The 20,625-nt window shown below is 39.6% G+C and carries 15 protein-coding genes; 10 read left to right on the top strand and 5 right to left on the bottom strand.

What is annotated here, in order from left to right:
• Positions 1–178 precede the first annotated feature (178 nt).
• On the bottom strand, positions 179–3,172 hold the full coding sequence (locus tag BW142_RS08875; protein WP_076924619.1) for a TonB-dependent receptor: 2,994 nt from the start codon (positions 3,170–3,172) through the stop codon (positions 179–181).
• A 416-nt stretch (positions 3,173–3,588) separates the two neighbouring features.
• Here BW142_RS08875 and BW142_RS08870 point away from each other — a divergent pair, with 416 nt between their 5' ends.
• Positions 3,589–4,557 carry a dihydrodipicolinate synthase family protein gene (locus BW142_RS08870; RefSeq protein ID WP_006793005.1) on the top strand — a complete coding sequence of 323 codons (969 nt, stop codon included), beginning with the start codon at positions 3,589–3,591 and terminating at the stop codon, positions 4,555–4,557.
• Positions 4,558–4,887: 330 nt separating this feature from the next.
• On the opposite strand, the gene BW142_RS08865 is transcribed toward BW142_RS08870, so the two are convergent.
• From BW142_RS08865 to BW142_RS08850, 4 genes are all read right to left on the bottom strand, one after another.
• A complete protein-coding gene (locus tag BW142_RS08865) occupies positions 4,888–5,556 on the bottom strand; it encodes a GntR family transcriptional regulator (protein WP_024597912.1) in 669 nt (222 codons plus the stop codon).
• A 133-nt stretch (positions 5,557–5,689) separates the two neighbouring features.
• Positions 5,690–7,186 carry an aldehyde dehydrogenase (NADP(+)) gene (locus tag BW142_RS08860; protein WP_076924618.1) on the bottom strand — a complete coding sequence of 499 codons (1,497 nt, stop codon included), beginning with the start codon at positions 7,184–7,186 and terminating at the stop codon, positions 5,690–5,692.
• A 13-nt stretch (positions 7,187–7,199) separates the two neighbouring features.
• The gene (locus BW142_RS08855) at positions 7,200–8,201 is read right to left on the bottom strand and encodes a 4-hydroxyproline epimerase (protein WP_024597910.1); all 1,002 of its coding nucleotides are present in this window, start codon (positions 8,199–8,201) and stop codon (positions 7,200–7,202) included.
• A gap of 3 nt (positions 8,202–8,204) precedes the next feature.
• A complete protein-coding gene (locus tag BW142_RS08850; protein WP_076924617.1) occupies positions 8,205–8,423 on the bottom strand; it encodes a hypothetical protein in 219 nt (72 codons plus the stop codon).
• A 253-nt stretch (positions 8,424–8,676) separates the two neighbouring features.
• Here BW142_RS08850 and BW142_RS08845 point away from each other — a divergent pair, with 253 nt between their 5' ends.
• The 9 genes from BW142_RS08845 (at position 8,677) to BW142_RS08805 (ending at position 20,586) form a co-directional block, all read left to right on the top strand.
• Entirely contained in the window at positions 8,677–9,966 is a 1,290-nt protein-coding gene (locus BW142_RS08845; protein WP_024599539.1) for an FAD-dependent oxidoreductase, read from the top strand.
• Between the two features lie 22 nt (positions 9,967–9,988).
• Positions 9,989–11,209: a Xaa-Pro peptidase family protein gene (locus tag BW142_RS08840; protein WP_076924616.1), complete on the top strand. Its 1,221-nt coding sequence runs from the start codon at positions 9,989–9,991 to the stop codon at positions 11,207–11,209.
• A gap of 314 nt (positions 11,210–11,523) precedes the next feature.
• Positions 11,524–13,986: a hypothetical protein gene (locus tag BW142_RS08835; RefSeq protein ID WP_076924615.1), complete on the top strand. Its 2,463-nt coding sequence runs from the start codon at positions 11,524–11,526 to the stop codon at positions 13,984–13,986.
• Positions 13,987–14,229: 243 nt separating this feature from the next.
• Complete coding sequence (locus tag BW142_RS08830) at positions 14,230–15,042, top strand: hypothetical protein (RefSeq protein ID WP_076924656.1); 813 nt, start codon at positions 14,230–14,232, stop codon at positions 15,040–15,042.
• On the top strand, positions 15,043–16,083 hold the full coding sequence (locus BW142_RS08825; protein WP_076924614.1) for an extracellular solute-binding protein: 1,041 nt from the start codon (positions 15,043–15,045) through the stop codon (positions 16,081–16,083).
• Positions 16,083–17,582 carry an iron ABC transporter permease gene (locus BW142_RS08820; RefSeq protein WP_076924613.1) on the top strand — a complete coding sequence of 500 codons (1,500 nt, stop codon included), beginning with the start codon at positions 16,083–16,085 and terminating at the stop codon, positions 17,580–17,582. Before BW142_RS08825 ends, BW142_RS08820 begins: the two co-directional genes overlap by 1 nt.
• 14 nt (positions 17,583–17,596) lie before the next feature.
• Complete coding sequence (locus tag BW142_RS08815; RefSeq protein ID WP_076924612.1) at positions 17,597–18,613, top strand: ABC transporter ATP-binding protein; 1,017 nt, start codon at positions 17,597–17,599, stop codon at positions 18,611–18,613.
• A 442-nt stretch (positions 18,614–19,055) separates the two neighbouring features.
• Positions 19,056–20,246 carry a PAS domain-containing sensor histidine kinase gene (locus BW142_RS08810; protein WP_076924611.1) on the top strand — a complete coding sequence of 397 codons (1,191 nt, stop codon included), beginning with the start codon at positions 19,056–19,058 and terminating at the stop codon, positions 20,244–20,246.
• Positions 20,221–20,586: a response regulator gene (locus BW142_RS08805; protein ID WP_076924610.1), complete on the top strand. Its 366-nt coding sequence runs from the start codon at positions 20,221–20,223 to the stop codon at positions 20,584–20,586. Before BW142_RS08810 ends, BW142_RS08805 begins: the two co-directional genes overlap by 26 nt.
• Positions 20,587–20,625 lie beyond the last annotated feature (39 nt).

Raw genomic sequence — 20,625 nt, 5'->3', positions numbered from 1 at the left:
AGCACTATGGCCTGTAGTATTATTAGTAATTAACTCAATAAAAATAGGTTACCCATAAAAAATGCCGAACAGTCTCCTGTTCAGCATTAAGGTTGTATTGCTTCATTGATAGCGATTCTTTGCCTTATGTAGTCTTAAGCAAAGTTATTAAATCAAGTAACAACCTTCTAGGGGAAAACTAAAATTCAATACGTGCAACCAACGACATATAGCGAGCACCTTGGCGGCTAGTCACTAAACCATAGTCAGGGTTTAACTCTAGGCCGTTATCGCCATACTGAGCACGCTCTTCGTTAATATTTATCGCACTATCGCTGTTAAATAAATTATATACAGTACCTTTTAAGGTCATGTCTGAACCAAAAAAATCTGTGTAATAAGTAAGTGACATGTCTACGTTTGTTGACCAAGGCAGATTACCCTTACTGCCTCGTGGCGCAGGGTTGCCATTTTCATCGTAGTGAGATGCTTGATCGTAGTATTTACTAATACATGCATCCCACGGGCTGCCTTGCTCACAGCTATCAACGCCTTCAGGGTGAACAGAGAAATAACTCTTAGGTCGGCCAGACGTAGCGCTTGCAACAATGCCAACGGTTAACGCATCGGTAATATTATAAGCACCACTTACCTTTATTGAATGGCGATGATCGTTTGGTAAATTACCGTAGCCATGATCCATTAAATCGCCGTAGTCATAAGATGTTGTCCAACCTGGATCTGCTTGGTTGTTATCCGTTTTAACTAATCCTTCGGTATTACCATAACTATGTGACCACGTATATGATGTATTGATTCGTAAATCATCAGTTAAGTTGCCATCTAGAGTAAATTCAAGCGCGAGGTATTTTCGTTTAGCTTCTGGTAGTGCCAGTTCTTCGGCGCTCAAATTAACGTTATCTACTTGGCCATCTCCATCAAAGTCATACGACATTTGAATTGCTTCACCAGGGTTATTAAGCACATAATATGAACCTTGCCCTACGTTATCGGTGATACCCATTTCAGCAAGCTTTTTAGCAAGCACAGGACCTACATCGGTATCTTCTACACTGCGACCTAAATCACGGTAAATAGCACGTACACCCGCAGACATAGTGTCAAACACTTCTTGCTGATAACCAATTGTAAATTCATCACTGTACATTGGTTTTAAAGAAGCTGAGGCAATTAACCCTGGTTCAGTAATACCACGCTGGCGCCAGCGTCTATCACGTAACATGTCACCTCTGCTAGGTGAGCCATCAGCCAATAAAGAAGGTGATCCATTGCCTTCTAATTGATCTAATTCGAAATACTCAAACCATTCAATAGATGCAGAACCCTGGGTGATATTCATGTTCGCAGAAACAGGTTGAAAATAACGCCCAAAGGTTGCAAATACTTTTGCACTACCATCGCCACTAACATCATAAATTGCTTGTAAACGTGGCGCGATTTGATTATCTATATCAACAAAAGCGCGACCATCTGAAACAGTGTTTTCGAACTGGCTATAGCGTAAACCCATATTAAGCACTAAATTATCAGTTGCTTGCCATGAATCATTTATATAAAAAGCTAATGAAGTGGTATCCGAATCGACCTCACGGCTACGTATCCTTCTTTCGATAAAGTCACTACCTAGTGCAGCGCTCGAAACGTCGTTTTCGCCAGCAGTTTTTACTGTCCACCAGCCTTTAGCATCCCCAATGCCATTTTGGCCTTCAAAGAAATCAACTTTCACATTTGTGTAATCCACACCAAATTGGATTGAATGCTCATCTAAGTCCCAGTTAAAATCAATGCGAGCTTGGTCTCGGATGTACTCTTCTTCTGTTACACCGGAATTTGTATGCTGACTTAACGTAACAAAGCCATTTCTTTCATCCCATACACCTGGGTTTGGAGACGCTACCACGTTTTCAACATTTTCAGTAACACGACCAACAACGGCTGACACTGAAAAAGTATCAGTCAGATAGCCATTGTAGTTAATGCTATAAACATTACCGCCATCTTCACCCGGTGCATCAACACCTTGTTGCTCACCAACGACGTTTTCTTCCCACGCGTAAGCAAACGTTTTATCAGTCCAAGTACGTTTATTGTTCATTGCTGAAAAACCTACTGAGTGGTTTTCATTAATAAACCAATCAACTTTTGTAAACCAGCGGTCTTCATCACGCTCAAAATCAGAAAATGTGCTTTGCCCAGCGCTGTTCGACTCTTCTCTTCGTGGAGCAAATAGACCATAGAAGAAAAGCGTATCTTCAATAAGTGCACCGCTCGCCCATAACTGTACTTCTTTAAAATCGTAACTGCTCTGTTGCGTATTGGTACTGATGGTGCCGCTATCTTGGAATATTGAATCATGCTGACTACGAAGACTATCAGGATCCCAGCGTACCTCTGCACCAAATTTAAAATCATTATCACCCGATTTAGATACAGCGTTTACAATACCACCTAGAGCCCCACCAAACTCAGGGCTTACTCCACCCGTTTTAACTTGAGTTTGCGAAATAGCCTCCCATGGTAATCGAATCGAACCTAGCCCAGTACGAATACTTGTTACATTCAAGCCATTAAAGTAGTAACCGTTTTCAGCTGCTGACGATCCACCAAAGCTTGATGCGCCTTTAAAATTAGAACCACCTGGTGCAGCAGTGCCCGGAGCCAACAAAGCAATACTTTCAAAACCTGTATTTACCGGCATTGCTTTGAGCTCTGAACTGCTGAACGTTAAGCCAGAGGTGGAAGATGCCATATCAACACGACGAATGGCTGAACCAGTAACAGCAATACGTTCAATATCCGTTCCAGCTTTATAAAGCTGTACATCAAGTATTATTGATTGGCCAATAGTTACAGCAACATTTTCTTCAGTCATTGTTTGATAACCATCTTTTACAATAGTTACATCGTATGTACCTACAGGTACGTTTCTTAATAAGTAATCACCCTCGGCGTTACTGGTAATGGTGTAAACCAATCCCTTACTTTTATGCTTAAGTGTAATAGTTGCGCCGGTTAAATCATTCCCCGATTGGGCAACAATATGACCTTTAACAATACTGCTGCCATCAACAGCGTGTGCAGCTGGCACGATTAATAATGCTGCTGTTACCGCAGTTGCTAGCAGGGTTTTAGCACCCACGCCCCGAGTTTGTTTTTTGTTATTTGTAAACATGTAAGAGTTCCTTGGTCCTGTTGATTTTTTATTGTGAGACTAGCCTCGACATGAAAAATATACACATATTACATATTGTATACAATATGTAATATGTGTATATTTTTAGTTAAATTTAAATTACAAATTATACAGAACCTAAAACCTTTTCAATTTGTACCTAAAAACAGAGACTTGGAGTTCTGAGATTTAATACATAAAACTGAAATATTAAAAATAAATATTTATAACGATGATTAACTGCTTGAGGCGAGCTTATGTAATCTATGTTATTTGGTGTAATAGGCTCCTTAATATTTTTAAACTAGATACTTAATTAATTTTGACCTAGGTATTGCCGAAGTAAATTTTGCTGCTACAATAAACTGCACACTGTATACAATATACGAAAATAAGTGAATATAAGAGGAAGCATAATGAAAACAAATAGCAAAGACTGGCGATATACTGTTATGCCAGCTGTATTTACTTGGCTTAAAGAGTCGCAGTCCGGCGCCCTTGAAATTGATTTTGATGCAACGCAAAAATATGCAAATGATATTTTAAGCGTTAAAGGTAAAGGAGGTACTAAAATGGGAGGGCTTGTTGGCTCTGGCACACTGGGTGAGAATACCTATTTAAGTGACGAGCAGCGCCTTTCTTTACTAAAGGCTCTTTCGGTTGTAGCTAAACAACATAATGTTCCATTAATCAGTGGAGCAGCAGCTGAAACTAAAGAACAGCTTGCCAAAATTGTTACAGAACTTGCGACTGTTGGCGTTGATACCGTGATGGTAATGCCACCAAAAACCACATACACACCTTCTGATGAAGAAATGTATGCATACTATGCCCTTTCTGCAAAAGCTGCAAAAGAGGTAGGCATAACAATAATGCCCTATAACAATCCTGATGCAGCCGGCTACCATGCGCTCTCAACTGATCTTCTAACGAAGCTTGCTGCTTTACCTGAAGTTACCGCGCTTAAAATTTCAACGATAGACGTGTCAGTTATTGAAACAATGATGCTAATGAACAAAGACTTAAAAGTACTAGCTGGTGTAGACACCGTAACCGTACATGCAGGACTCGCTGGTGCGTGCGGTGGAATTACAGGCGTTGGTTGTATATTCCCAAAAGCAAGTGTCACTATGCAGGAACATGTGAATAAAGGCGAATGGGCTGAAGCAAATAAAATTTCTCAAGCGATGAATTCTATATCTTACCTTGATGCACAACCGTTACTTTTAGAATACCTTAAGCTTGCTTTTGGCATTCATCACAATGATGTAACGGGTGGGCTTCGTACCCTTGGGAAAAAACTAACTCAACAGCAGATTGATGATGTTCAAACACGGTATATCAAGGCAAAAGAGAGACTTGAGATTCTAGGTTTAATAGACTAATTATTTAAAAGTTAACAAACAAAAACTCCATTTTTACGGAGTTTTTAGTACCTACCGCTTAACTGTTCTTGCGATGGTTGCATCTCACCCTATTAAATAATCTTACTTATTGAGCATTAAAGAAAAATAGAAATTTAAGGTAGAAAGTTCAGGTGTATCGTTTATGCGAATATTAGGTAAGGTTAAGCTTTACACTTCTAAGCTTTTTGCTCTACCTACCTAAATTATTTTTTAAATATTCACTTTAAAAATGCAGATAAGCTGGTTGAACCTTGAATGGTAGCCAGCTGAGCACATTATAAGAATGTGCTAGCAAAGATTTATTAAAAACTACCTTTTTTCATCTTCTATTTTAAGTAATAGTTTTTTAATGTCGTTTTTTGCGCTCAAGATATGCTTTTTCAAAAAAACACAGGCTTTTTTGGTATCTTTTACGCGGCAAAACTGTAATAAAGTGCGATGCTCTTCGGGCGCAGTAGTTAAGCCACCTGCCAGTAAAATATGCATCCGTACATAACGCTCTGAATTTTTACTATACATATCAACTAGCTCCCGAGTTTGTGGCCGTTGTGCGCGTGAATACAACTTACCATGAAAACGGCTGTTTAAATCGCCCGTTGCCAAGTGAGTATCACCTGCTTCCATGGCGCTTTCAAGCTCAGTTAAGATAAGCTCGGCATCGGTTAAATCTTGATCTGTTAATCCCTCTATTGAGTGACTTAGCAGCTCAGCTTCAAGTAATGCCCTCAAATCAAAAATTTCATCAATTTGTGATGCTGAAAGCTCTGTGGCCGTGGCTCCTTTATGCGCTTCAAAATTAACAAGCCCTTCAGCTTCAAGCTGAAGTAGTGCCTCACGAACAGGTATTCGACTCACATTAAGTTCAGCAGCAAGTGCAGCTTGACGCAGCGGATCACCAGCTTTTATCTCACCGGTTAATATTTTTTCACGAATTGCTTCTGCGACTAGTTGGGTGCGGGTTTTGTGCTCGATAGCCATGGTGATCCTTTTATATTGCATTTAGCATACATTATACCCAAGTTCACTTATATGCCAAGTTAGAATCTGCCTAAGCGTCCTTAAAAATAAGGAAAAGCGGGAATATACAATTTGTATATCCCGCCCAATAATCTTATGCTTGATAACAAATTGGTCGCATAAATCGCAACATTGCATTTGTACCAACAGAAGTGCTGCGCACATCCGTTGAGCTTGGGAATGGTCCACCATGGTTCATTGAACCACACACTTCTACACCTGTTGGCATTTGATTTTTAATCAAACGGCCTACTTTATATTGCAGTGCTTCAATAACACTATCAGCTTTATTTAAATCAGCCTCAGTACCATGAACACTGGCAGTAAGCTGACCTTGGAGTTTATTTATCAATATCATGAGCTGTTGCTCACTGTCGTAGCGCACAACTAATGCCGCAGGGCCAAACACTTCTTCATGCAAAGTTGGGGTTGTTAAATAATCATCGGCATTACACGCGAAGACATGCGCATTAGCATGAAACGCTTGCTCAAGCTTACCTTTGCCCAACACGCTTAGTTGAGCAAATTGGCTGCGCTCTTCGACTTGTTGTTTAAACGTTTTAACAATCCCAGGGGTGAGCAAGGTGTCTGATGGCGCATCATTAATACACGCAGTAATGTGTGCTTCAAGTTCATCACACCCCGTTGGCACTAACCAAAGCCCAGGACTGGTACAAAATTGCCCGTTGCCCATCAGCATTGACTGGCAAAGTGACTGTGCCATCTCTTTACTCTGTTCTATGGCTTTATTAGGTAAAATAACTTGTGGATTAATACTTCCCAGCTCGCCATAAAATGGGATGGGTTCTTCACGCTTGGCAATCGTTTCTTGCAGTTTACTGGCCACATTAAATGATCCGGTAAAGCCAACCGCTTTAATTCCCGGAGCAGCAACTAATTGATGCGATATGTCATACGTCTTGCTTTGCACCATAGCAAACACCCCTAAAGGCATCGCACATTCTTTAATGGCTGCAAGCGCCGCTCGTGCCATTAACTCACCCGTACCAGGGTGCGCTGTGTGATTTTTTACAATCACTGGGCAACCTGCAGCAAGCGCTGCTGCAGTATCTCCACCCAGTGTTGAAAAGGCATAAGGAAAATTAGATGCTCCAAATACAGCAACGGGCCCTAACGGTAAATAGTTAAGCTCAGTATGTGGCTTTGGCAAAGGTGCTCTTGTGACATCTGCTTCATCCACTACTTTCAAACCCAGAGGTGACTCAGGGTTTTCACGTAATGCACTAGCAAATGCTTTAAGTTGATTTACGGTGCGCATGCGCTCCCCCTGTAAACGCGCAAGTGGTAGGTTAGTTTCTTGCTGTGTTTGTTCAATTAGCTCATCGCCAAGTACTAAAATTTGCTCTGCGATGCACGTTAAAAAATCTGCACGTTGCGCGAAACTGGTTTTACGGTACTGATAAAACGCCGATTGTGCGGCCTCTATCGCACCGTTTAATTCAGCCGTACTAAGATTAAAAAAGCGCGTTGGTAATGCTTCATTGCGCGCAGGGGAAAATGCGTGAAATTCACCATTCGCTGAATCACCGATCCACTGCCCTGCTACTAAACTTTGTCCTGTTAATGTCATGCTTTGCTCCTCATTAAATTACTTGAAACCCAAATGCATATGGGTCATCGTCATCCACGGTGATCGCGCTTGTGCCCGTCACTCTAGACCAGCCTTGTATACTTGGTAATATGGCTGGTATGCCTGCTATTTCTGTTACTTGCTCAATACAACCAATAAACTGGCTCCCAATATAACTTTCGTGAATAAAATTCTGCCCTTGAGCCAACTGTCCTTTGGCAAAAAGCTGTGCCATACGTGCGCTGGTACCTGTTCCACATGGCGAACGGTCAATAGCTTTGTCGCCATAAAAAACAGCATTTGCTGCATCCGAATTGGGATTTTTAGGTGTGCCTGTCCATAAAACATGGCTAGCACCTTGAACGGTTTTATCTAGCGGGTGCGTACATTGAACTTTCGCGTTTATTGCTTCTCGGACTCTAGGGCTGTACTTTAAAATTTGCCCTGCAGTTAAATGTTCAATGCCTTTATAATTCGTCTGCGGCTCAACAATAATGTAGAAATTACCTCCATAGGCAATATCTACTTTAAGCTCACCTAGCTCAGGTATCTCAATAACTATCGAGCGGTGTGCTAAATATGCGGGTACATTATAAATTTTTACCCACTGTACTTTGCCATCAGTCATTTCATAGTTAATATGAATACGCCCAGCTGGTGTGTCTAACAGCAAAGTACCTGGCACTTTTGCATGTAATAAGCCATGCTCCAAAGCGAAGGTAACAATACCCATCGTACCGTGACCACACATAGGTAAACATCCTGATGTTTCCACGAATAATATAGCTGCATCACCATCTTCCGTGGTGGGTGGATATAAAAACCCGCCCGACATCATATCGTGACCCCTAGGCTCAAACATGAGCGCTTGGCGTATCCAATCGTGATTTTGCAAAAAATCCTGGCGCTTCTCACTCATGCTCAACCCGCTTAATTGCGGGTGACCACTGGTTATTAGCCTTACTGGGTTACCGCAGGTATGGCCGTCAATACAAAAAAAGGTCCCTTTGAGCATAACTTATTCCAAATTAAATTTTGTTAAATCAAAGTGGCTTGCCGACGCTTCATTGTAAAGCGAGGTGACAGCTACTTTGTTGTCTGCCGTAACCAGTTCAATAATGCCGTGAACGCCTTCGTTATTTAGTTCATCATTTACTGTTGATGCAAAATTAACGGCGTTATTTGCATTGAACTGAGTCGTTATTACTGAATAGACTCCTTGCCAATTTACTGCCATTTTTATTACCTAATTTATGTTTAGACTTGATATGATAGGTATATTGTATACAATAATCAATATGCCAATGTGGCATTTTACAAATTTATAGGTGCATGGTTCTAAACCAAAAAAGAAAGTTATGCTAAGGCACTGTAAGTAAATAATTAATAATTAAAGTTGTTCCAGCGTTGATTATTAATGGTACACAAAACAACACAGCCCGTTTATTACAGGCTAACAACGCAAATAGTATTAAGTGGAGTAACACATTTTGGCAGAGCAAAAAAAACAACAAATAGCTGTGGTTGGTGCTGGAATTATTGGCATTTGTTGTGCACTTAACCTACAACGAGCTGGCTTTTCCGTCACTTTGTATGACGAAAATGGATTGGCTCAAGGCTGTTCAAAAGGTAATGCGGGGCATTTTGCTACCGAACAAATCTTTCCACTTGCACACCCATCATTATTGAAAAAGTTACCGGGTATGTTATTCAACCCATTGGGTCCACTACGCATAGATTGGCGCTATATTTTTAAAGCGCTGCCATGGTTTTGGCTGTTTACAAAAAATATGAGAAGTAAAACCTACAGTGCAAATATAGAAGCGCTTAAAGCATTAAATAACAGAGCTATTACTGCATACGAGCACTTGCTCAATGAGTTTAATTTAGCCCACTTACTCACAAAAAAAGGAAGTTTGTTAACTTTTGAAACAACATCGCTCACACATATAAAAAAAATTTATAATAGCTTTATAGCTCAAGGTATTGCTGTTGAACTACTCAGCGCTGAAGAGGTTAAATTATTAGAGCCAACCCTATCGGCAGTAATAACACATGCTTTATTATTTAAAGATGTAGCCCACAGCGTAGATCCTTATTTTTTTTGCATTAATTTAGCTGAACAATTTAGTGCACTAGGGGGGAAGTTTTGCCAACAAAAAATATCTAAAATTAAGCAGTCTGACGGCGGGTATATACTCAGTAATAATCAACAAACATTTTTCGTTGATAAAGTTGTTGTTGCAGCAGGAGCATGGAGTAAATCGCTAATAGAGCCTTTAGGTTATAAGGTGCCATTAGATACTGAACGTGGTTACCACTGCATGCTAGCAAGTAATTATGGCTTATCTAGGCCTGTTGCGTCTGCAGAACGAAATTTTATTATGACCCCTATGATCCAAGGACTCCGTATTGCAGGCACTGTTGAATTTGCTGGCACTGAGCGAGAAATGAACGAAAAACGTGCTTTTGCATTAGTACCGCACGCAAAAGCAATGCTAAGTAATTCTTCTATTCCATCAGAACCGAGTAGCATATGGATGGGTTGTAGACCATCTCTGCCAGACTCATTACCCGTAATAAGTGAAGCACCTTACCACCCTAATTTATTTTTTGCCTTTGGCCACCAGCATCTCGGTTTAACACAAGGTGCCGTCACAGGAGAATTAATCACTAGTTTATGTTTAAGACAAGACGCAGAGATTGATCTAACACCTTATAGTATATGCCGATTTAACACCCAAGCGGCAAGTAATTCACACATACCATTTGCGCAATAAGCACATTAACTAGGAGAGTATAATGATAACCAAAGGTATTGGCATTCAAACCAAAGAACAAGCACTTGCTAGTTTGAATGATGTCACTGAAGATTTAACCCCGATTCAACCACAAGAGCACCTAGAACGAATTAAAAAAGCTCAGCAATACATGCAGGCCAATGGTATTGATGCCATATATTTAAATGCAGGCACAAACCTTACTTACTTTACGGGAATGCGTTGGTATGCAAGTGAGCGTCTGGTGGGAGCAATTTTACCTGCTAATGGTAGTGTGCAATATATTGCTCCGTATTTTGAAATTGGTTCATTAAATGGCTTTAAAGTGATTGATGGTCCAATTCACGGTTGGCAAGAGCATGAAAGTCCATACGCATTATTTGTCAATATATTATCTGAAATGGGTATTGCTGCTAATGGCACAGTTGGTATTGACGAAAGCGCACAGTTCTTTATTTTTGATGGCATTAATAAAGCCCAAAATGGCTTAAAGTTAGTTAATGCACAGCCTGTTACTGCACATTGTCGCATGCATAAATCAGCCAATGAACTTGCATTAATGCAATGTGCTATGGATATGACGCTGGCGGTACATAAAGCAACTGCCAGTATGCTACATGAAGGCATCAGTACCACTGAAGTAGAAGCGTTTATAAAGCAAGCACACCAAAAAGTAGGCGCACCAGGCAATTACTTTTGCATTGTATTATTTGGTGTTGCAACTTCTTTCCCCCATGGTGTAAAAGACGCGCAAATATTAAAAAAAGGTGACATGGTATTAATTGATACTGGTTGTAAAGTGCATGATTACTTATCAGATATCACCCGCACCTACGTATTTGGTGAAGCGAGCGATCGCCAGCGCCAATTTTGGAACTATGAAAAAGCGGCACAAATTGCTGCATTTAATGAAGCAAAAATAGGCCAAACATGTGAAGCCGTAGATGCTGGAGCTCGTAATTATTTAACAGAACAAGGGTTGGGTCCTGAATACCAAACTCCTGGCTGCCCGCATCGCACTGGCCACGGCATTGGCTTAGACATTCATGAATGGCCATATTTAGTAGGCGGTGATAAAACCCCTCTTACTAAAGGTATGTGTTTTAGTAACGAACCAATGCTAGTTGTACCTGATGAATTTGGCGTGCGATTAGAAGATCACTTTTATATGACTGAATCAGGACCTAAATGGTTTACAGAACCCGCACACAGTATTGATAATCCATTTGGCTTGGCTGAGTAAGCCAGATAAACAAAAAATAAATTCGGCTATATAATATAATATTAAACAGCACAGTTGCTCAAACTGTGCTGTTATTATGCCACTTTATGCGTGTACTAATTAAGTTAAAGTTCTCTGCGGTTTGTGTCAACTAAGCCCTCGTCACCCTCTGCTTTACAAGTAAATAATCGCTGTATGAACCTAAAACTCTGCATGTTTTTAACTCATATTTTAAAGGGTAAGTTAAGTATGTAAACGTTATTATTAGTTTACTTTTAAACCCAAACACCATACCATTTATTGTATACAATATACATAAATACAAGGTGACGATAATGATAAAAAGTATAATCCTTCTACTACTCGTATTTTTAACTGTAGCTTGCCAACCACAAGCAGCGACTTATATTAAAAACCCTATTAAACCAATAACACCAGCACCATTAAAAGCTGATATAGCAGTGAACGGTTACACAAGTACACTAAAGGACATAGATATTAAGTTTTTGGGTAAAGAAGTTCCCTACACTTATAGTGAGAGTAAAATTGCTAATAGCCGAGGTTATAATTGGTGGATAAGCAAGCACTTTGCACTTAAAAGTGACCTACCTGAAGAAAAAGTAAGGCTATATTTAGAGTTATTAGAGATGTCTTATCCACACTATGTTGCGTTGTTTGGGATGGAGCCACCTAATATTGAACGCCAACGGATTGCTGTGGTTTATGGTAGTAGTCGTTCAAGAGTCCGTGAAGCTATGCTTGATGATGGTTTTTTACGTGGCGTTCATAAAACAGCTGGTGGTGAAACCATGTATTATAATCGCGCAGGTTACAACTTCCCTAGTCATAGAGAACATCATCAGCGCTACATCGTGATCCACGAAACAATGCATGCATTTCATATGGCATTAAATGGCCATTCTACTTGGGCACCCAATTGGATAACAGAAGGTCTAGCTGATTCAGTTGCTCATCATGTTTATGATCCAAATCTGAAACAACTAACAGTAATGGTATTTGATCGTGCCCCAATGAACTATATAGAGATGGGCTTAAAACAGTATTACAGCGAGAACAAACCCACTATTGAACAAATTAACGATGATCCTGCACTTAAACGCGGTCTTAATTTTTTTATCATTCATTATCTTTTAAGTTCACCAGAGCGAGCACAATTTTTTGCTTACTTTTTAAAGCAGCTTAGGCTAGCTAACCCCCATAGTGAGTCAACCCTTTCAACGGCTAACTCATTACTTAAACACACTTTTAAAGATTGGCAAGCAATTGAACAAGGCTTCGCTGATTTTGTACAAAATATTAAGCCAAGTTTTCATATAGTGTCAGGACCATGGGAGCAAGATGGGGCTTCTTATTGGTTACGAAATACAGACTCAACTGATTTATCTCGTTTAGATATTAACCCACCGAGAAAACAGACCCACCCTGTCATGGATTTTCCTGGGCCATTATCGAATCAGATTATAAATATTTCTAACAAAAACCAAGTGGCTGTTTTAATCGGTTTTGAACAATCACAGATACGCCGAAGCGAAGTCGGTGTTGCTTTACAAGCAAAACGTAGCAAACATAATCAACTATATAGGCAGCGTTTTATTGGGAAAGAACAAATAAATGATGATCAGTTGTTGGAATTTATAATCGTTGATGGTGAACGCTTGCATATATATGGGCAAAATATAAATAAATTTAGTTCATTACAGCTAGGCTTAACACCTGAAATTAGGGAGGCCTTAATTAAAAATAAATCTATTGCCATCCTGCTTTCTTTAGAGGAGGCACATATAAAAATCACCTTAACTGCACTAAATAATAAATTAATAGAGCAGCAAATTATTCTGCCTATCGCTCGTGATATACTAACAACATTAAACACCAAAAAAATCAGCTTACTAAGTAGAAACAACAACCATTTACTTACCCCTTATTTATATCCTGCTAACTCATTTAGTAATACACAGCCATCTGTTGCCCAAATACCTAATCCCTGGGTGTTTAAAAATTATAATTTACTAAGCCGCTTATTCAGAACGTGCCAAATTCATGTCTTTAAACTAACAAATTGTGAGCTTGAATTAAGTAAGTTAATGGCAAAGCTAACAGATAAAAAACACCATACAACTATTAACTCTGAGTTAAACTTAAAGCTTAACGATTACATGAAGCGATTAGGTGATATTGGTTTTAGAGCGCTTTCTGGTATTGATTCAAGTATATACTTTAATAAAAGTGATGCTTTTTTAAGAGTTTACAACCCCACAGATTTTGAACTAAAGATTTCAGCTAACATTCAATTTTTAGATACTAAAGGGAATGTTATTGCAAAACAAAAAATAAGTAATGCGCTAAAACCCGGCACTCATAATCTCGATTTAACGAAAGTCCAAGGCGCTAAAAGTTTAAAGGTTGACCAAAAACTACAATGGCAGTCACTTAGCTATCAATCACATTTTCGTGAATCTCTAATGCCCTTTAATGGTGTTGGAATGAAATATAAGTACACCAAAAACAATAAAAACATAGGTGTTTTCAGCGTAACGCTTACAGGACCATATTCAGGTAAAACTGATGGTACGCTCACTCTTTCTGCTATTTCTGATTTAAAACCTTTAGTAATAAAAGAACTCAAACAAAAGGTGAAAATAGAACCTTATGAGAGCAGAACCTATCACTTTGAATTAGCTAATAACAGTGAGCTCACTCGTGCAAATATTACAGCATATTTAGATGTAGATGGTGAAAAAATAAGATTAGTAAAAAACGTAAACTTAACTAAATAAAATCATGCGTTTTAAGTTGCTCACAAAAGCAGCTTAAAATTCTCGCCAACCTGCGAAAAAATAAACCTGCTTAGTAGTAACATTTATAATCGCTACAAAGTAAGCTTTCTTACATGACATTAAGTTATTTAAATCAAAGAGAAAAATGGGATTTTACGAGTAAATATAGATATATTGATTTTGGCAATCATTATGGATATGATAATGGCTATCATTTACAATTACCTTTTGGACTTCTTTGCTATGAAATTACTATTTAAACCAGCCAAAACTTTAGGTGCAAGCCTTTTACTAGCCTCGGCGTTTATGGCTCAACCAGTATTAGCTAACGGCCCTATTGGCGAGCATGTTAATCATCTTCAAGCTAACCTTAAAAGTTACGCAGAAGAAGTAGAATGGATGGTAGGCAAAGTTGATACCATGGTAAGCGACTACGATACTAAAGGCGCAAAATCTGTAAAAACTGATGATTTAATTGAATATTGGGAATCAGTTAAGTTTCACAGCGCAATAGAAACTAACTTTGTACCGGTATACGCTTCTATTTGGCAGGGTCTTTATGGCGTAAAAATGGCCATTGATAATAAGCAGCCTGCTGAGGAAGTTCGTAAACAACAAAAAGCGATGAACATAGCCTTGTGGCAAGGCCTTGGGGCTGTTAAGCTTGCTGCAAAATTCCAGCAAAAAGGCTTGTTAGACACTGTAAAAGCAACCGCTACAAAAGAAATGACACAAAGTGCCACAATTGATGAAATTAAGCACAAATTAGACCGTGTAGTAGCTAAATTTGCTGAGCGTTTACAAGACGAAGCAACTGAAATTGTTCATGACACTTACCTACACCTGTTTGAAGGCGTTGAAGGTACACTTATTGAGCAAGACGCTAACCTAGTTGAAGTGCTGGAAAAAGACTTTAACGTAACACTGCCACTAGCAATTCAAAACAGCAAAAGCGTAGATGAAGTACGCGATGTGATCAGTGATATGCAAACAAAATTAGACCGCGCTAAAACGCTTATAGAAAAAGCAGAAAAAGCCCGTAAGGATGTATTTTAAGTGAAGCGTAGGACCTTTATTCAAGGCCTAGCTGCGTTAGGGGTGGTTGGCTCATTGCCACTACCTCTTTCTCGTGCGCTAGCCGCTGATATAGCAAACCCAGTTTCTGTTGATGATTTACCAAAGCTTGAAGGTGAGTTAACCCTTTATTTAGGTCGAGGCGAAGGTGGTTTGTATGAAAACGTATTACAGGCAATCCAGAAAAAAAATCCAGACTTTAAACTCGGTATACGCCGAGGTCCTACTGCTGCTTTAGCAAATACCATTGTTGCAGAAGCTAAAGCCGGTGTTCGCCGCGCTGATTTATTTTGGGCGGTTGACTCAGGCGCTATAGGTTTGGTAACCGATGCAGGTCTTGCACAACCTATCCCAGGTGATTTATCTGCTCAGTTACAACCACAATTTAGATATAAAGAGTGGGCACCTGTAACTGGCCGTATTCGTACATTGCCATATAACACGTCGCGTTTGACCAAAGATCAAATTCCAACAAGTATTATGGAAATTGCCGACAGCGATTTAAGTATTGGCTGGGCGCCCGCCTACGCTTCTTTTCAATCGTTTGTAACCGCAATGCGAATTTTAGAAGGCGACGACAAAACTGCTAAGTGGCTTAAAAAGATTAAAAAACGTGCTAAAACATACGCTGGTGAATTAGGTGTTGTTATGGGCGTTGAACGCGGTGAAGTTGATATTGGTTTTGCTAATCATTATTACACATTGCGTTTAAAATCAGGCAAGCCTGATGCCAAGCTTGATTTAGCATTTACACAAAATGATGCGGGCTGTTTAGTTAATGCATCGGGTGTATTAGCCCTTAACGACGATCCGCTTGCTACTAACTTTATGCGTTACTTACTAAGTAAAGAAGTACAAGGTTACTTAGCCAGTGAAGCGTACGAAATTCCGTTAGTAAATGGTATTACCCAACCTGAGGGTCTACCATCACTTGCTAATATTTCTCCACCTAAAGTAGATTTAACACAGCTTGCTGATTTACGCCCTACTATAGATTTGATGCGTAGCAGCGGCGTATTGTAATGAGAATACCTGCCTCTTATCCAATGGCGCTGCTTGCAGCGCTTGTTGCGCTTACCCCTGTTTATGTATTAATAGTGCTTGCAAGCGATGCAAGCTCAGTGTTTGACACCCACAATCTTCAAATTTTAGGCAACACGTTATCGTTAATGGGTTTAACGGTACTTGGCTCTATTTTAATTGGTGTGCCACTGGCGTTTATTAGCGCGTATGTGCATTTACCATTTAAAAAGCTCTGGCTGGTTGTATTTGCAGCGCCGCTGGCAATCCCCAGTTATATTGGCGCATTTACCCTTTATGCAGCGTTTGGCCCCGGTGGCGAAATAAACACCTTAACAGGAATAGAAACCCCATCAATGTATGGCCTAACCGGCGCTGCCATTGTAATGACGCTTTATACCTTCCCGTTTGTAATGATGACAACTCGCTCATCTTTACTGAGCCTTGATGCAAGCATGGTTAATGCCGCGCGTACGCTTGGAATGTCGATGACGCAAAGTATATTTAAAGTTATATTACCGCGCGTAGTTAACGGTATTGCAGCAGGCTCTTTGTTAGTCGCGCTTTATACGTTATCAGACTTTGGCACGCCCGCAATGATGCGCTTAGATACCTTTACCCGCGTAATTTACGTTGAATACAACGCCTTTGCGTTAGGGCGCGCTGCAATGCTTTCACTTCAACTGATGGTTATTGTCGGTTTTTTACTTTTAGTTGAATCACAAATAAAAACAGCGCCTGAGCGCAATGGTCGCCCGTTAATTTTATTTCCAAACAAATTACAGTTAAGTGCCATGTTTGTTACGTTTGCACCTGTTTTACTGCTTGCTATTGGCTTGCCTTTGGCTATATTTTCGCTTTGGTTAGCTCGTGATGGTTTTAGCTCATTTGATTTTAATATTGCGTGGAACTCTACGTATGCATCGGGTATTGCGGCAATTGTAGCTGTTATCGTTGCGATCCCCGTTGCACATGCCGCACTGAGTGGAAAAACGGGTCGTATAATGGAGCGTGTTACTTACTTTGGTTTTGGTATTCCGGGCATAGTAATGGGCACAGCGCTTGTTTACGGTGGTTTGCAGTTACCGTTTTTATATCAAACACTGGGATTGCTTATTATTGCTTATATGCTGCGATTTTTACCACTTGCTGTAGGCTCTGTTAGAACAAGCACTGAACACTTAGATCCGAGCTTAGTAAAGTCTGCGCGCGTATTAGGGGCAAGCCCACGTGAAGTATTTACTCGCATAACATTGCCTTTAACTATGCGCGGTATTATTGCCGGTGCAGCACTGGTGTTTTTAGAGTCAATGCGCGAACTAGAAGCCACGCTCCTACTTGGCCCAACAGGGTTTGAAACCCTCTCTACTTATTTATGGCGTGTATACGAAGCGGGCTATTTTGGTCGCGCCGCTATTCCTGGATTATTGTTAGTAGTGATATCTGCCTGCGGGTTAGCTATTATGATGTCTGGCGAAAAACGCAACCAGTTTGAACATTAAGGATTTTAAAAACAATGCTATCTGTAAGTCAGTTGTCTATAGATTATGGCAGTAACCGCGTAGTAAGCGATTTAAACTTTTCGCTTGGTGAAAATGAAATTCTTATGCTTGTAGGGCCAACAGGTTGTGGTAAAAGTACAATTTTACAAGCCCTTGCGGGCCTTATACCTATTAGCGAAGGCGAAATAAACACGGGTAAATGGCGTGCTACACCTAAATTAACCATACCTCCTGAAAAACGCAGTGTAGGTATGGTGTTTCAAGATTTTGCGTTATTTCCGCACTTAACCGTACAGCAAAACATTTGCTTTAGATTAAAAGATACAGCCCCTGCTGAGTATTGGATAAACCTACTTGGACTGAGCGATTTTAGAGATAAAAAACCAGCAACGCTTTCTGGCGGCCAAAAGCAGCGCGTCGCACTTGCACGCACCCTTGCCCACCAGCCTGACTTTGTATTACTTGATGAGCCGCTTTCTAACTTAGATGCTGCCCTTAAAGACATGCTTCGCTGGGATATTAGAAACGCACTTAAAGCCGCTGGCGTACCTGCTATTTGGGTAACACATGACCAAGAAGAGGCACTTTCTGTTGGCGATCGTGTTGGCGTTTTAAAAGGCGGTGAAATTCAACAAATTGATACGCCAGAGCGCTGCTTTAGTACCCCAAACAATCGCTTTGTGGCACGTTTTTTAGGTGAGGCGAGCTTTATTAGCGGCCAATTTAGCCAAGGACAAGCCACTACTTCAATTGGTAATGCTCCCGCTCATGGCGTTGACTGTGAAAGTGGCGACGTTGATGTACTACTTCGACCAGACGATGTATTACTCGTTCAAAGCAGTGTTGGCAGTAACGGCGAAGTTATTTGGGTACGCTTTGAAGGTGGCAGCCGCTTGTGCGCTGTAAAACTTGCGTGCTCTACTGTTGTAACTAGTCGAGTAAGCCATGAAGTTGTGGTAAACCCTGGCGATGAAGTACATGTATCACTAAGTACATCCCACCCACTAGCGGTTTATAAATCTACAGACTGATAGAAATATTGATGTAGGTATTAATTTAAACACTAATACCTACATCAATACTTGCTATTTAGACCCAAAATTCAGTTTAAATACGCTCCCCGTAAAAGCCTGTTGCGCTTAAAACTAATACCTTTTGCCTTTAAAAAACTCACCATAGTCAATAAACAACAATAATATGCAGGTTAATTTATGAACCTCTTGCTATTAATCAGCTGTTGCTGTTTACTGAACAAAGATTAATGTTCAAATAGTTCCTCTCAGATATCGCTTATCAAGTTACGCCTTTTATATTAGTTGAAACCACACACACACATCAAAACACATTATTAAGCATTGCTTTTAGCGAACGTATTATAAAAATAAAGCTATAATCACAGCATTCCTGAACCTTAATTATCCTTTAAACGTTTATAAAGTTGTTCAGCCCTTAATGGTACAAAGGAACTAGATAGTGAATAAAATAAGTACCAAGAAAGAACTATTAGAATACTCTGAAAGTATTGTAAATACAGTTCGTGAGCCACTAATTGTTTTAGACCAGCACTTAAGAGTAGTAACAGCGAGTCGCTCATTTTATGAGTTTTTTCGCGCTAATCACAAAGACACCGTTGGAAAGTTAATATACAACCTTGGTAATAATCAATGGAACATTCCCAAGCTGCGTGAATTACTAGAAACGATATTGCCTCAAAAAACGAGTTTTGATGATTATAAAGTTGAGCACAATTTTAAAACAATTGGTTGGCGTACAATGCTGCTCAACGCAAGGCAAATTAAACGCACTCAGTCAAAAGATCGCATAATTTTATTGTCTATCGAAGATATTACCGAACGTAATGCGATTCAAGAAGGGTTAGTAAAAGCAAATAAAGAACTTGAGGTATTAACAAACGATTTAGAAAGTGCTGCACGAGTAAAGTCTGAGTTTTTAGCTAATATGTCGCATGAACTTAGAACCCCACTTAATTCTATTAATGGATTTTCTGAAGTGCTTTACGATGAAACATTCGGCACTTTAAACGACAAACAAAAACAATATGTCAAAAATGTATTGGTGAGCGGCAAACATTTGTTGTTACTTATTAACGAAATATTGGACATGGCTAAAATTGAAGCCGGTAAAATGACCCTTACTATTTCTCACCTACCGATACGCCAAGTATTATACGAAATTACAGGCCTTACAGCAGATACAGCTAATCAGAAGCAACTGGATATGTGCCTTGAAATTGCTGATGACTTGCCACCAATTGAAGCAGACTCCCTTAAGGTTAAACAGATACTTTATAATTTGCTTTCAAATGCAGTGAAGTTTACACCCGATGAGGGTCAAATTGGTGTCAAAACACGACATACAGATACTGAAATAGAGATAACAATTTGGGATACGGGTATAGGTATAGCTGCTGAAAATATGGAAAAAATATTTGAAGGTTTTTTTCGCATTGAAACTCCCTACTCTAGATTAACAGAAGGTACAGGGCTAGGACTGCCTATTGCAAAAAGTCTAGTTAAGTTGCATGGGGGCGAATTTGTTATTGAATCTGAAGGTGTCAACAAGGGCACATCGGTTCGTATCACTTTGCCTATTAAACAAAAGCAGATGGTAAAGAATAATGAAAACCAAAATAGTTGTAGTTGACGATAATGCCAATAATTTATTGTTAGAGAAAGATCTCTTACTCATGGCAAATTTTAAAGTGTTTACTGCTATGAATGCAAAGGATGCACTTTTAACAATAAGACGTGAAATCCCGGAAGTAATTATATTAGATGTTCAACTCCCAGATATGTCTGGGACAGAAATTGCTAAAATTTTGCGAGATGAAATAGAAACGGCAAATATTCCTATCATTTTTGTTACGGCTTCTGTTTTACCCGCAGATATAGACCAATTACTGTGTATTCCTAACAGCGCATATATTTCTAAACCTATAAATACGCGTACATTCGCAAAAGAAATTAGCTCATATATAAAGTAATAATAATTTTAAATTTAAGCTTCAATGCACAAGGAAAAG

It is taken from the genome of Pseudoalteromonas sp. EB27 (assembly GCF_001974875.1).
Classification (GTDB): domain Bacteria; phylum Pseudomonadota; class Gammaproteobacteria; order Enterobacterales; family Alteromonadaceae; genus Pseudoalteromonas.
Note: the sequence above shows the minus strand (reverse complement) of the source record. Positions and strands in the feature narration are given on the sequence as shown.